The organism is Bradyrhizobium sp. 190 (assembly GCF_023073415.1).
Lineage (GTDB): Bacteria > Pseudomonadota > Alphaproteobacteria > Rhizobiales > Xanthobacteraceae > Bradyrhizobium.
Genome location: NZ_JADPJL010000037.1, coordinates 224,216 through 237,550, shown reverse-complemented (window position 1 = coordinate 237,550; position 13,335 = coordinate 224,216). Strand labels below are relative to the sequence as shown.

Genomic DNA, 13,335 nt, shown 5'->3' with positions numbered 1-13,335 from the left:
GCGCGGAGTGCAGGAGTGGTCGTCCAGCCCGTTGTCGAGTCAACCGCAGCCATTTCCGATTCACGTGATGCGTTGGCGAAGGCTGATCGACTTGAAATTGCCGCTGCGAGCAGCGAGACACCAGCGCAGCCTGCTCTGGTCGACGAACGCATTTCTCCGTCGGAAGGCATCAGTGTCGGTCCTTCGGAGCCGCCGAGGGTGATCAACCGCCATCGGCACGATCCCAAATCAAAGAAGGTCGCTACCGCTGCCCTTCCCAAATCGAAGCCAAAGAAAGCCGATGTCAAGCGAACCGCAATTTCGGAGCGGCGAAAGGCCGCCAGCGACACCGGGCCCTGTCGGCTAAGCGCGTTTGGTGGCTTGCGCAAGGCTTTGAATTCAGTCGACTGCGAAATCTGATTTCACCGAGCCATAATTCCCCTTGAAACGGCTTCGGTCGCTCTAACCTGTTGTTATCTTCAGAACGGCGCGGCCGATGCCCGCTCTGGGTCAAACTGAGAAGAACTCGACGCGAACAAATGTCTTCCGAGTTACGCCTGAGAACGGACGTCGCTCAATACAGGCATGTGTCAAAAGTACCAATTGGTGACATCGCATGGGTTAGTCTGATACGAAAGACGCCGCCAACAGAGGTACTCCAAACTAGTTCGGAACGATCAACCGGGTTGCGGTAAATTGGCTGACCGTTGGCCGCTTGTTTCCGCGTTGCTGGCGGTTAAAATGGGCGGCCCCAGCTCAGCCCCTAGCCCCCCGCTGCTGGGGCCGCTTATCTCCGGCTCGTGAAATGAAAGGCCACCGACTGAGGCGGCCTTACTGCACTCCTCCTTGATCGCCAGAGCCGAAAAATCCGCGGGGTCACGCACGCCGGACGTGGAGGTCGCCCGGCGCGATAGTTCTGGGCGATGGTTTTGAGACCGCCACGATCGACGTCGTGCTTCATGCCGGCCGCAGCGCGGTCGATCATTATCCATCCCTGACCTCATTCCGCGCCCCGTGTGTTCGCGGCGCCCGATCCGGCATGGCGGGAATATGGCGGTGGATGAAGATCGTTCATCGAAGCGAGTGCTCGAATTGTACCAAAAAAGCGCTAAAGTGGAGCCATGGAAAAATCCCCGCGCCCGCTGCCTTTCTCGGCATTCGAATGGTTGGTTTCCGGGCGCTACTTGCGGGCGCGTCGCAAGGAAGGCTTCATTTCCGTCATTGCCGGTTTCTCGTTCCTCGGCATCATGCTCGGCGTTGCGACGCTGATTATCGTGATGGCCGTCATGAACGGCTTTCGCAAGGAATTGATCGACAAGATCGTCGGCCTGAACGGTCACCTTGTGATGCAACCACTCGAGTCGCCGCTGACGGATTGGAAGGACGTCACTGAGCGCATCAGCCAGGTGCCAGGCATCCGGCTCGCCGTTCCCGTGGTGGACGGACCTGCGCTGGCATCATCGGCGCACAATGCCTCAGGCGTGCTCGTTCGCGGCATTCGCGCCGAGGATATGAACAAACTCACCTCGATCGCCAGCAACGTCCAGCAGGGCTCGCTGGACGCATTTGTGCAGGGACAAGGGGTCGCCATCGGACGCAGGCTTGCCGATCAATTGTCGCTGCGTGCCGGCGACAACATCACACTGGTCGCGCCCGGCGGAGCCGTGACGTCGAAGGGGGCGGCACCTCGTATCAAGCCTTACAAGGTCGCGGCGGTGTTCAGCCTCGACATGTCGGAATATGATTCCGTGATGGTCTTTCTGCCGCTCGCCGAGGCGCAGGCCTATTTCAAGCGCGCCGATGACGTGAGCGCGATCGAAATTTTCATCGAAGCCAGCCCCGACAGGGTCGACGAATTCCGAAGGCCGGTGGCAGACGCCGCCGGGCGGCCGGTGTTCCTTGTCGACTGGCGACGGCGCACCTCGGCCTTTTTCGCCGCACTTCAGGTCGAACGCAATGTCATGTTTCTGATCCTGACCTTGATCGTGCTGGTCGCAGCGCTGAACATCGTTTCGGGCCTGATCATGCTCGTGAAGGACAAGGGCAGCGATATCGCCATTCTGCGCACCGTGGGAGCCTCGCGAGGATCGATCATGCGGGTATTCCTGATCGCGGGTGCTGCGATCGGCGTGCTCGGTACGCTGACCGGGCTTCTCGTCGGCATGCTGGTTTGTCTGAACATCGAATCGATCCGGCAGTTTCTGTCCTGGCTCACCAATACCGAATTGTTTCCGCCAAAACTCTACTTCCTGTCGAAGCTGCCGGCGGAGATCGATTTTGGCGAGACCGCTGCCGTTGTGGGCATGGCACTGACGCTGTCATTCCTCGCGACGCTCTATCCATCGTGGCGCGCGGCGCGGCTCGATCCGGTCGAGGCATTTCGATATGGGTAGTTGGACGCCGCCTCCGCTCTCGTAGGGTGGGCAAAGCGAAGCGTGCCCACCATTCAAAACGACGGTCGCGGATAGGTGGTGGGCACGCTGCGCTTTGCCCACCCTACCGATCCCACCCCCGATTTTTCGTCGTCATCCCCATTTCCCCTTCGCCCCAAAACGCTTTATGGTGCCCCTCACTTCGCGCTTGGCGAAATCTAATTCATGATCAATATCAAAGGCTTGGCGTGGGGCCTGTGCCTTTGGAGGGTGGTTTGACGCGCTATATTTCGACGCGGGGGGAGGCCCCCGTCCTGGGTTTCTGCGATGTGATGCTGACCGGGCTTGCCCGGGACGGCGGCCTCTATGTGCCCGAGGTCTGGCCGCAGCTCTCTCCTGAAACCATCGCCGGATTTTTCGGCCGGCCGTATTGGGAAGTCGCGGTCGACGTGATCAAGCCGTTTACCGCGGGCGAAATTTCCGACGCCGATCTCGGCCGCATGGCGAATGAGGCCTACGCCACGTTCCGCCATCCGGCGGTGGTGCCGCTCGATCAGGTCGGGCCCAATCAATTCGTGCTGGAGCTGTTCCACGGCCCGACGCTGGCGTTCAAGGACGTCGCGATGCAGTTGATCTCGCGGCTGATGGATCACGTGCTGGCCAAGCGCAACCAGCGCACCACCATCGTGGTCGCTACCTCAGGCGATACCGGCGGTGCTGCGGTCGATGCGTTTGCCGGCCTCGACAATGTCGATCTGGTCGTGCTGTTCCCGAACGGGCGTATCTCCGACGTGCAGCGTCGGATGATGACGACGACGGGTGCCACCAATGTGCATGCGCTCGCGATCGAAGGCACGTTCGACGATTGCCAGGCGATCGTGAAGGCGATGTTCAACCATCACGGCTTTCGCGACGCGGTCTCGCTGTCGGGCGTCAACTCGATCAACTGGGCGCGGATCGTGGCGCAGGTCGTGTATTATTTTACGTCGGCCGTCGCCCTCGGTGCGCCTGCACGCACGGTCGATTTCACCGTGCCGACCGGGAATTTCGGCGACATTTTTGCGGGCTATGTTGCCAAGAAGATGGGCCTGCCGGTTCGCTGGCTGCGCATCGCCTCCAACGTCAACGACATCCTGCCGCGCACGCTCAAGACCGGCATTTACGAAGTGCGCGAGGTTCACGCCTCCGCTTCGCCCTCGATGGACATCCAGATCTCCTCGAATTTCGAGCGCCTGCTGTTCGAGGCGAGCCGCCGCGACGCCGACAGCGTTCGCCGGCTGATGGGCTCGCTGAAACAGTCCGGACGTTTCGTGCTGCCGGATGCCATGCTGGCGGCGATCCGCGAGGAGTTCGATGCCGGCCGCGCCGACGAGACCGAGACGTCGGCTGCGATCCGGGCCGCCTGGCGCGAGGCGGGCGACCTCGTCGATCCCCATACCGCTGTCGCGCTGGCGGTGGCGGATCGCGACACCTCGGATTCGAATATCCCCAACATCGTGCTGTCGACCGCGCATCCGGCCAAGTTCCCCGATGCGGTGGAAGCCGCATGCGGTGTGCGGCCGCAACTGCCGGCCTGGCTCGACGGTCTCATGACCAAATCCGAACACATCACAGTGATGAAAAACGATTCAGCCGAAGTGGAGAGATTCGTGCGCTCGGTGAGCCGTGCCGCGAAGCAGGGAGTTTCCGGATGAGCGTTGACGTAACCAAACTGCCATCCGGCCTGACGGTTGTCACCGACACCATGCCGCATCTGGAAACCGCGGCGCTCGGCGTCTGGGCCGGCGTCGGCGGCCGGGACGAGAAGCCGAACGAGCATGGCATCTCGCATCTGCTCGAACACATGGCATTCAAGGGCACGACGCGGCGATCCTCGCGCGAGATCGTCGAGGAAATCGAGGCGGTCGGCGGCGATCTCAATGCCGGAACCTCCACCGAAACCACCGCCTATTATGCGCGGGTGATGAAGGCCGACGTGCCGCTCGCGCTCGACGTGCTCTCCGACATTCTCGCCAATCCGTCCTTCGTGCCTGATGAACTGGAGCGCGAGAAGAGCGTCATCGTGCAGGAAATCGGCGCGGCGCAGGATACCCCTGATGACGTCGTGTTCGAGCACCTCAACGAACTCTGCTTTCCGGACCAGCCGATGGGCCGCTCGCTGCTCGGCACCGCCAAGACGCTGAAGAATTTTGATCGCGACATGCTGCGCGGCTATCTCTCGACGCACTACCGCGGCCCCGACATGGTGGTGGCGGCCGCGGGCGCGGTCGACCACAAGCGCGTGGTGGAGGACGTGGCGCAAAGATTTGCCAGCTTCGACGCCACGCCCGCGCCGAATCCGGTGCCGGCAATGTTCGGCAAGGGCGGCTCGCGCGTGGTGCACCGCGACCTCGAACAGGCGCATCTGACGCTCGCGCTCGAAGGGGTGCCGCAAACGGATCTATCGCTGTTCTCGCTGCAGGTGTTCACCAACACGCTCGGCGGCGGAATGTCGTCGCGGCTGTTCCAGGAAGTGCGCGAGAAACGCGGCCTGTGCTACTCGATCTATACCTTCCACGCGCCCTATTCCGACACCGGCTTTTTCGGCCTCTATACCGGCACCGATCCCGGCGACGCGCCGGAGATGATGGAAGTGATCGTCGACGTCATCAACGACGCCGTTGAAACCCTGACCGAAGCCGAGATCGCCCGCGCCAAGGCGCAGATGAAGGCCGGGCTGTTGATGGCGCTGGAAAGCTGCTCCTCCCGCGCCGAACAACTGGCGCGGCACATCCTGGCCTATGGCCGGCCGCAGACGGTGGAAGAGCTGGTGGCGCGGATCGACGCGGTCAGCGTCGAATCGACCCGCAACGCCGCGCACGCGCTGCTGACCCGCAGCCGGCCGGCAGTTGTCGCGCTTGGCAGCGGCAGGGGTCTGGACACGGCGGTGTCTTTTGCGGAAGGATTGACGAGGTCGAAGGCGAAGACGCTGCTGCATTGAGGTAAAGGGCATGGCCCTGTTTCGTTTGCCAACCAGCGGACCGGCCGCGCTCGTGCCGCGCGGCCACGGCCTGCTGCTGCGCGCACCGCAAATGGCGGATTTCCTGCAATGGTCGCAGTTGCGCGAACAAAGCCGGGCCTACCTCACGCCGTGGGAGCCGATCTGGCCGTCGGACGATCTGACCCGCGCCGGCTTTCGCCGCAGGCTGCTCCGCTACGCCGAGGATATCGCCGCCGACCGCTCGTATCCGTTCATCATTTTCCGCGAGTCTGACGGCACCATGATCGGCGGCATCACGCTCGCCAATGTCCGCCGCGGCATCGTGCAGGCCGGCACCATCGGCTATTGGGTCGGCGCACCCCATGCCCACCGCGGCTATATGACGGCGGCGCTCCGGGTGCTGCTGCCGACGCTGTTCGGCGAGCTCAACCTGCACCGCATCGAGGCCGCCTGCATTCCCTCCAACTCGCCGTCGATCCGGGTGCTGGAGAAATGCGGCTTCACCCGCGAGGGGCTGGCACGGCGCTATCTCTGCATCAACGGCGTCTGGCAGGACCATTTGCTGTTCGGCCTGCTGCATGAGGATTTCCGCGGCTGAACCGTTGATTTCTAAGCCTTTTGGGTGCCTTGGGTTCGCCGCCATTGGGCTGCTATAACGCCGCCGGGAACAATGCGGAACGATGGGATTTCAGGGACGTCGCATGGGTAACAATCGTTTGGCCAAGGTGATGGCCGCGGCTGCGGTTGCGGGCGGGCTGGCCTGCCTGACAGCGGCGCCGGCATCGGCGCAATCGATCACCGATCGTTTCAAGAGCCTGTTCGGCGGCAAGTCGGACGAGGAGCCGGCCACCAATGCGCCGGCCGTGCCGCAGGACACCGGCGATCTGACCTGTCCGCCGGTCACGGTCCGGGCCGGCGCGTCCACTTATGCCGTGGCGGCGCCTGGCAAGCAGCCGGTCGGCAACGACCTGCGCTTTCAGGCGACGATCTCCAAAATGGCCCGCGAATGCAGCCTCAATGGCGGCGTGATCACCGCGCGGATCGGCATTCAGGGGCGCGTCATCGCCGGCCCCGCCGGCGCCCCGGCGTCGGTCCAGGTTCCGATTCGCGTCGCGGTGGTGCAGGGCGGCGTGTCTGAGAAAACCATCGCTACCAAGGCCTACCAAACCACCGTCACCATGACCGACGGCGGCAGCGAGCCTTTTACGCTGGTGGCCGAAGATCTCGCCTATCCCGCGCCTCCCGGTGCCGTCGGCGACAGCTACATCTTCTATATCGGCTTCGACCCGCAGGCCCTAAAGCCCGAACGCCCGGCGCCGAAAAAGAAGAAGCAATAAAAAAGCCGGCGCGATCGTCTCGCGCCGGCTTTGATTGATTGGTGGAAGCCGATCAGTTCAGCTTGGCGCGAACCTCGGCAATACCCTTGGAGAGCAGATCGTCGGCTACCGAGCCCTTGACCGACTGCGACAGGATGGTCGATGCGGCTTCGACCGCGGCGTTGGCGGCGGCGGCACGGACGTCGGCCAGCGCCTGGGCTTCGGCAAGCGCGATCTTGCTCTCGGCGGTCTTGGTGCGGCGGGCGACGAAGTCTTCCATCTTGGCCTTGGCCTCGGTCGCGATGCGCTCGGCTTCGGCCCTGGCGTTGGCGATGATTTCTTCGGCCTCGCGCTCGGCGCTGGCGCGGCGGGTCTTGTACTCGCCGAGCAGCTTGGCGGCCTCCTCCTTGAGACGGCGCGCGTCGTCAAGTTCGGCCTTGATACGCTGGGCACGATGATCGAGCGCCGTCAGTACTGTTTTATGGATGCCGAGATAGGCAAACAGCACCATGAGGATGACGAAGGCGATCGCGACCCAGGTTTCCGGTTGGGCAAACATCCGTCTATCCCTTCAACGTAGCATCGACGGCGCGGCTGACGGTTTTGCCGTCGGGCAGCACGCCGGTGAGGCGTTGCACGATCGCGCCGGCCGCATCCGCGGCGATGCCGCGGACATTTTTCATCGCGGTCTCGCGGGTCGCCGCGATCTGCTTCTCGGCGGCGGCAAGCTTGGCCGTGAGCTGGTCTTCCAGCGTCTTGCGCTCGGCTTCCGAGGCCGCGTTCAGCTTCTCGCGGGTCTCGTTGCCGATGGCCTGGGCGCGGGAGCGTGCCGAAGCGAGGTCCGTTTCATACGCCTTCAGCGCAGCGTCGGACTCGTCCTTCAGCTTCTGCGCCTGCGCCAGATCGCCCTCGATTGCGTTCTGACGTGCGTCGATCACGCTTTCGACGCGCGGTAGCGCAATGCGCGACACGATCACATAGAGCGCGACGAACGCGATGGCGAGCGACACCAGCTGCGAAGCAAACGTGCTCGACTCGAACGGAGGAAATCCTCCGCCATGGCCGCCATCTGCTTCGGTGTGGGCGCCGGTACCATGACTTTTTTCAGCCACGGGGTTCTCCTCTTGCTGTCAGCGCGCCGCCCGGACCGGGCGGCGCGATAGGGTGCAGCTCAGAGCGGAACGAACAGCAGCAGCAGCGCGATCAGCAGCGAGAAGATGCCGAGCGCTTCGGTCACGGCGAAGCCGAAGATCAGGTTGCCGAACTGGCCCTGCGCTGCGGAAGGATTGCGCACCGCTGCGGCGAGGTAGTTGCCGAAGATGATGCCCACGCCGACACCCGCGCCGCCCATGCCGATGCATGCGATGCCCGCGCCGATAAGTTTAGCTGCTGCCGGTTCCATTTCTAGAGCTCCTTGAGAGGGTAAGACAAAGTGTGGGTGGAAATTCCCCGGACCGCTTAGTGTCCCGGATGAATGGCGTCGTTGAGATAGATGCAGGTCAGGATCGCGAACACGTAGGCCTGCAGGAATGCGACCAAGAGTTCGAGCGCGGTCAGCGCCACGGTGAGCGCCAGCGGCAGCATGCCGCCGAACCAGCCGAGCGCGCCGAGCGACACGCCGAGCATGGCGACGAAGCCCGCGAACACCTTCAGCGCGATGTGGCCGGCCAGCATGTTGGCGAACAGACGGACGCTGTGGGAGACCGGCCGCAGGAAGAACGACAGGATTTCGATGAACATGACCAGCGGCAGGATGTAGATCGGCACGCCGGAGGGCACGAAAATCTTGAAGAACTTCAGGCCGTTCTTGTAGATGCCGTAGATCAGGACCGTGAAGAAAACCAGGAAGGCCAGCGCCGCGGTGACGATGATGTGGCTCGAAACCGTGAACGTGTAGGGGATGATGCCAATCAGGTTCGAGATGCAGATGAACATGAACAGCGAGAAGATCAGCGGGAAGAACTTCATGCCTTCCGCGCCGGCGGTAGAGCGGATCGTTGAGGCGACGAACTCGTAAGAGATTTCCGCGATCGACTGCAGCCGCCCGGGAACCAGCTGCCCTCTCGCCATGCCGCCGATCATCAATAGCGAAATCACCGCCACCGAGAGGAACATGTAGAGCGTCGAGTTCGTGAAGGCGATCGTGTGGTTGCCGATATGGCCGATCGTGAAGAGGGGTTCGATATTGAACTGGTGGATCGGGTCGATTTTCATCCGCGCGGCTCTTTATCCACCGGCTTGGCCGGCAATCGAATTTCAAATGTCGTGACTTCCCGTCGACGCTCAGCGTCTGCCTGGACCTGCGCCTGCAGTTCTCACCACGTTGACCACGCCGGCGACGAAGCCGAGCAGAAGAAACACGATGAAACCGAACGGCGATGTCGACAATAAACGGTCGAACCCCCAGCCAATCGCCGCTCCGACGACAACGCCCGCGACCAATTCCGAGGAAAGCCGGAAACCAAGCGCCATGCCAGAAGCTCTGGCCGCTCTGTCTCCGCTTTCAGTTCCGGGTTGATCAGTCCTGATTTTGCGGCTGTCACGAATTTCGGACAACCGTTGATCCAGACTTCCGAGCCTTGCGGAAAGCGCAGCTTCGTCGGAAGACGGCTGATCGCGATTGCCACTTACGTTGTCGTTTTTGTCTTCGGCCATGCCCAAGACAATAAACGATGCCAACGGTTGATGGAAATTACGCCCGTCACCCTTGAAAGCCGCGCGGACCATACTTACCGCGTCTATTCAAGTCAAGATTAGGCCGTAACCAGTTAGTTCTTTGATTTGATTGGATTTATTCAAGCGTCGCCTGCGACACTGTGGACCCGTCATCGCAGTGCAGCAGCTATTCCCGCATGGATCGATCTTGCGCCCGTTTGGGCGGTCTGTTGGGATGCTCCGAGTGAAGCGAAAATCCTTGTGCCGGAGCCCGCATGCCGCGTCAGGTCGATTACTATTTCTCGCTCCAATCTCCTTGGGCCTATATCGGACATCAGTCCTTTCGGCGCATGGTAAGTATTTATGATCTCAGGGTAAATCACAAGCCGGTGGTGCTGGTCGATCTGTTTTCGGAGACCGGCGGTCTGCCCTTGATGAGGCGCCACCCGGTACGGCAGCGCTACCGGATGGTCGAACTGCAGCGCTGGCGCGACAAGCGCGGACTGAAATTTCATCTGCAGCCGGCGCACTGGCCATTCAATGCACGCCTGGCCGATGGCGTCGTGATCGCGGCGCTCGAGGCCGGTCATGATCCCGACCGCTATTTGCGCCGGGCCTTTGCCGCCGTCTGGGAAGACCAGCTCAATCTCGTCGATCCCGCAACGATCGCGAAACTCGCCGACGAATCGGGGTTGCCCGGCAAGCAATTGGTGGAGCGCTCCGGCTCGGAGGAAATCACGGCGGCGTATGAGCAGAACCGGCAGGAGGCGCTGGCAGCCGACGTGTTCGGCTCGCCGGTCTATGTGCTGGAGGGCGAAGTGTTCTGGGGCCAGGACCGCCTCGAATTGCTGGAGGATGCGTTGAAATCCGGCCGAACGCCCTATAGCTCGAAGGTCTAGGAGCGCGCCTTGAAAGCGCCCCGGCGGTCGACGAAACCGCTACTGTCCTGCGGCGGGAGCAAGCCCATGAGCACAGCGAAATCGTCCTCGAAATTCTTAAGGCTCGTCGTGCTGGCCTGTTGTCTCACAGGCAGCGGGCACGCGTTCGCGGGAGCGCTGCCGGAAACCGAGAATGGCCGCTATGCGCTGTCACCGACGGGGGATGGCGTGCTCCGGCTCGATACAAGAACCGGTGCGATTTCGACCTGTAACAATTCGGGCGCGGGCTGGGCCTGCTACGCTGTCCCCGACGAACGCGCGGCGATGGACACCGAAATCGGCCGGCTGCAAGCGGACATTGTCCGGCTCCAGGCCGACAATGATAGGCTCAAGGCGGACCTCGCCTCGCGCGAGCCCACAGTGCCCGGCAAGATCGAAGAGCCGCTGCCGAAATCGGATTCGCTGAAGAAGAGCGAGCCGAAGGTTGTGGAGGGCGAGCGCAAGATCGAAATCCCGCTGCCGAGCGATCGCGACATGGATCGCATGATGTCGTTCCTGGAGCGGGCCTGGCGGCGCCTGATCGAAATGGCCAACCGGGTGCAACGGGACGTCAACGGCAAGATCTGAAGGGACGGCTCGCGCGCTCCTCGGGTCGTCCCTGCGAAAGCAGGGACCCATACGCCGCGGCTTTTCGAGTGAGGGTGGTCGAAGTCGATTTCGTTCGTAACAACGAACGCCTGTGGTTATGGGTCCCTGCGTTCGCAGGGACGACGTGTGGAGAGTGTTCGTGACATCGCCAAAATCCGTTTCCCGAACCGCTCCGTCGTCCGTCGCCGCCAACACCATCGTATCCTCGCTGCTGACCGTGCAGACTTCAGGCGCGGGCTTTACCGACCTCACCGCCGAGGTCACGAAATTCGTGCGCGAGGCCCGGGCGCGCGAAGGCGCGGCGACGCTGTTCATCCGTCACACTTCGGCGTCGCTGACGATCCAGGAAAATGCCGACTCGACCGTGCTCGTCGATTTGACGACGGCGCTGAACCGGCTCGCGCCCGAAAACGCCGGCTGGCGCCACGATACCGAGGGGCCGGACGACATGCCGGCGCATATCAAGACCATGCTGACCGGGACTTCGCTGCACATCCCGGTGCTGCAGGGCGCGCTCGCGCTGGGCACGTGGCAGGCGATCTATCTGGTCGAGCACCGCGCGCGGCCACATCGGCGCGAGATCGTGCTGCAGTTCATCGGCGCCACAAATTGAGGCACCCGCAAAAGCAAACCGGCCGCGGATCGCTCCGCGGCCGGTTCGTGTTTCCGCCTGGGTCGATTACTTCGTGATGTCGACGTCCTTGGTCTCGGGCAGGAAGAAGAAGCCCACGACCGCCGTAATCGAAGCGAAGATGATCGGATACCAGAGACCCGCGTAGATGTCGCCGGTCGAGGCCACGATCGCGAACGCGGTCGCGGGCAGCAATCCGCCGAACCAGCCGTTGCCGATGTGATAGGGCAGCGACATCGAGGTGTAGCGGATCTTGGTCGGGAACAGTTCGACCAGCATCGCCGCGATCGGCCCGTAAACCATCGTGACGTAGATCACCAGCACGAACAGCAGTCCGATGATGGCGGCTACCTGCGGTTTGAAGATGTCAAACGGGTGATTCATCTTCACGAGCGTCGGGTTGGCGCCCTGCTTCGGGTATCCCGCAGCCTGCACCGCCGCCAGCACCGCCGAATTCGATGTCTTGGCGTCCGTGTAGGCCACGTCCTTGCCGTTGACGACGACCTTCACCCCCGAGCCAGCAGCACCATAGGCGGTCGAGTACTTGACCGACTGCTGGGCCAGATAGGCGCGGGCCGTGTCGCAAGGTGCGGTGAATACGCGGGTGCCGACCGGGTTGAACAGGTCGCCGCAGCCTTTTGGATCGGCGACCACCTCGACCTTGACCGTCTCGATGGCCTTCTCCAGCGCGGGATTTGCGTTGGAGGTGATCATCTTGAAGATCGGGAAGAAGGTCAGCGCCGCAATCAGGCAGCCTGCCAGAATGATCGGCTTGCGGCCGATCTTGTCGGACAACGCGCCGAACACGATGAAGAAGCCGGTGCCGAGCAATAGCGACCACGCGATCAGCAGGTTCGCAGTGAACGGATCGACCTTTAGGATCGATTGCATGAAGAACAGCGCGTAGAACTGGCCGGTGTACCAGACCACGCCCTGGCCCATCACGCCGCCGATCAGGGCGATGATCACGATCTTGGCGTTGCTCCAGTTGGCGAAGGCTTCGGTCAACGGAGCCTTTGAGCTCTTGCCCTCGTCTTTCATTTTCTGGAAGACCGGCGATTCATTGAGCCGCAACCGGATCCAGACCGAGATGCCCAGCAAGATCACGGAAACCAGGAACGGAATTCGCCAGCCCCAGTTCTGGAAAGCCGTAGTGAAAACCTTGCCCGCGAGAGCAGGGTCACCAGCCGCCGGATAGGGAGCGGCTATGGACGTGCACTGGGTGCCCGCACACGCCGTGCCTGCGAAGTTGTTGTTGACGTATGCCGATACGAAGAGGATCACCAACAGCGACAGGAACAGGCCGAGCGTTGCCGTGGTCTGGATGAACGAGGTGTAGTAGCCGCGCTTGCCCATCGGGGCATGCTCCGCCACGTACGTCGCCGCACCGCCGTACTCACCGCCGAGCGCGAGGCCCTGCAGCAGGCGCAATGCGATCAGGATGATCGGCGCCGCAATGCCGATGGTCGCCGCGTTGGGCAATATGCCGACGATGAAGGTCGACAGGCCCATGATCAGTATTGTGACGAGGAAGGTGTACTTGCGGCCGACGATGTCGCCGACGCGACCGAACACGATGGCGCCGAACGGACGAACGATAAAGCCCGCAGCGAACGCCAGCAGCGCGAAAATGTCGCGCGTGGCCTGGTTGAACATCGGCAGATTTGTTGCGGGATCAATGACGCCGAAGAACTGCGCGCCGATGACACTGGCGAGCGAACCGAACAGATAGAAATCATACCATTCGAAGACGGTACCAAGCGAGGAGGCAACAATGACGAAACGTTCGTCTTTCGTCATTCCGGCGGCCTTGCCGGACGTGGCGGTCATTGTAGACATTTCCGATTCGCTCCCCTTTTTTATGCTCGCAAAGATG

General features: G+C 62.3%; 15 protein-coding genes. 9 read left to right on the top strand and 6 right to left on the bottom strand.

Annotation, left to right across the window (positions count from 1 at the left end; translation table 11 throughout):
- Positions 1–15 precede the first annotated feature (15 nt).
- The 6 genes from IVB22_RS23275 (at position 16) to IVB22_RS23250 (ending at position 6,668) form a co-directional block, all read left to right on the top strand.
- Positions 16–399, top strand: a complete 384-nt coding sequence (locus IVB22_RS23275) for a hypothetical protein (protein WP_247519575.1) — start codon at positions 16–18, stop codon at positions 397–399.
- Positions 400–1,100: 701 nt separating this feature from the next.
- The gene (locus IVB22_RS23270; protein ID WP_247519574.1) at positions 1,101–2,372 is read left to right on the top strand and encodes a lipoprotein-releasing ABC transporter permease subunit; all 1,272 of its coding nucleotides are present in this window, start codon (positions 1,101–1,103) and stop codon (positions 2,370–2,372) included.
- Positions 2,373–2,626: 254 nt separating this feature from the next.
- Entirely contained in the window at positions 2,627–4,045 is a 1,419-nt protein-coding gene (gene thrC, locus IVB22_RS23265) for a threonine synthase (RefSeq protein ID WP_247519573.1), read from the top strand.
- Positions 4,042–5,331 (top strand): pitrilysin family protein, encoded by a 1,290-nt coding sequence (locus tag IVB22_RS23260; protein WP_247519572.1) that lies wholly within the window; start codon positions 4,042–4,044, stop codon positions 5,329–5,331. Before thrC ends, IVB22_RS23260 begins: the two co-directional genes overlap by 4 nt.
- Before the next feature lie 10 nt (positions 5,332–5,341).
- Positions 5,342–5,929: a GNAT family N-acetyltransferase gene (locus IVB22_RS23255; RefSeq protein WP_247519571.1), complete on the top strand. Its 588-nt coding sequence runs from the start codon at positions 5,342–5,344 to the stop codon at positions 5,927–5,929.
- Positions 5,930–6,059: 130 nt separating this feature from the next.
- Complete coding sequence (locus tag IVB22_RS23250) at positions 6,060–6,668, top strand: hypothetical protein (protein ID WP_247519638.1); 609 nt, start codon at positions 6,060–6,062, stop codon at positions 6,666–6,668.
- 52 nt (positions 6,669–6,720) lie between these two features.
- On the opposite strand, the gene IVB22_RS23245 is transcribed toward IVB22_RS23250, so the two are convergent.
- The 5 genes from IVB22_RS23245 to IVB22_RS23225 form a co-directional block, all read right to left on the bottom strand.
- Positions 6,721–7,206, bottom strand: a complete 486-nt coding sequence (locus IVB22_RS23245) for an ATP F0F1 synthase subunit B (protein WP_247519570.1) — start codon at positions 7,204–7,206, stop codon at positions 6,721–6,723.
- A 4-nt stretch (positions 7,207–7,210) separates the two neighbouring features.
- Positions 7,211–7,759, bottom strand: coding sequence for a F0F1 ATP synthase subunit B' (locus IVB22_RS23240; RefSeq protein WP_247519569.1), 549 nt, complete (start codon positions 7,757–7,759; stop codon positions 7,211–7,213).
- Positions 7,760–7,818: 59 nt separating this feature from the next.
- Complete coding sequence (locus IVB22_RS23235) at positions 7,819–8,049, bottom strand: F0F1 ATP synthase subunit C (protein WP_016847054.1); 231 nt, start codon at positions 8,047–8,049, stop codon at positions 7,819–7,821.
- A 56-nt stretch (positions 8,050–8,105) separates the two neighbouring features.
- Complete coding sequence (locus IVB22_RS23230) at positions 8,106–8,861, bottom strand: F0F1 ATP synthase subunit A (RefSeq protein ID WP_247519568.1); 756 nt, start codon at positions 8,859–8,861, stop codon at positions 8,106–8,108.
- A gap of 69 nt (positions 8,862–8,930) precedes the next feature.
- Complete coding sequence (locus tag IVB22_RS23225; protein WP_247519637.1) at positions 8,931–9,302, bottom strand: AtpZ/AtpI family protein; 372 nt, start codon at positions 9,300–9,302, stop codon at positions 8,931–8,933.
- Between the two features lie 275 nt (positions 9,303–9,577).
- Between IVB22_RS23225 and IVB22_RS23220 the strand changes: the two genes are divergently transcribed.
- The 3 genes from IVB22_RS23220 (at position 9,578) to IVB22_RS23210 (ending at position 11,441) form a co-directional block, all read left to right on the top strand.
- Positions 9,578–10,201, top strand: coding sequence for a 2-hydroxychromene-2-carboxylate isomerase (locus IVB22_RS23220; protein ID WP_247519567.1), 624 nt, complete (start codon positions 9,578–9,580; stop codon positions 10,199–10,201).
- Positions 10,202–10,267: 66 nt separating this feature from the next.
- Positions 10,268–10,807, top strand: coding sequence for a hypothetical protein (locus IVB22_RS23215; RefSeq protein ID WP_247519566.1), 540 nt, complete (start codon positions 10,268–10,270; stop codon positions 10,805–10,807).
- A gap of 160 nt (positions 10,808–10,967) precedes the next feature.
- A complete protein-coding gene (locus tag IVB22_RS23210; protein ID WP_247519565.1) occupies positions 10,968–11,441 on the top strand; it encodes a secondary thiamine-phosphate synthase enzyme YjbQ in 474 nt (157 codons plus the stop codon).
- 66 nt (positions 11,442–11,507) lie between these two features.
- Here the strand turns inward: IVB22_RS23210 and IVB22_RS23205 are convergent, their stop codons facing one another.
- Positions 11,508–13,298, bottom strand: coding sequence for an MFS transporter (locus IVB22_RS23205; protein WP_247519564.1), 1,791 nt, complete (start codon positions 13,296–13,298; stop codon positions 11,508–11,510).
- Between the last annotated feature and the right edge of the window lie 37 nt (positions 13,299–13,335).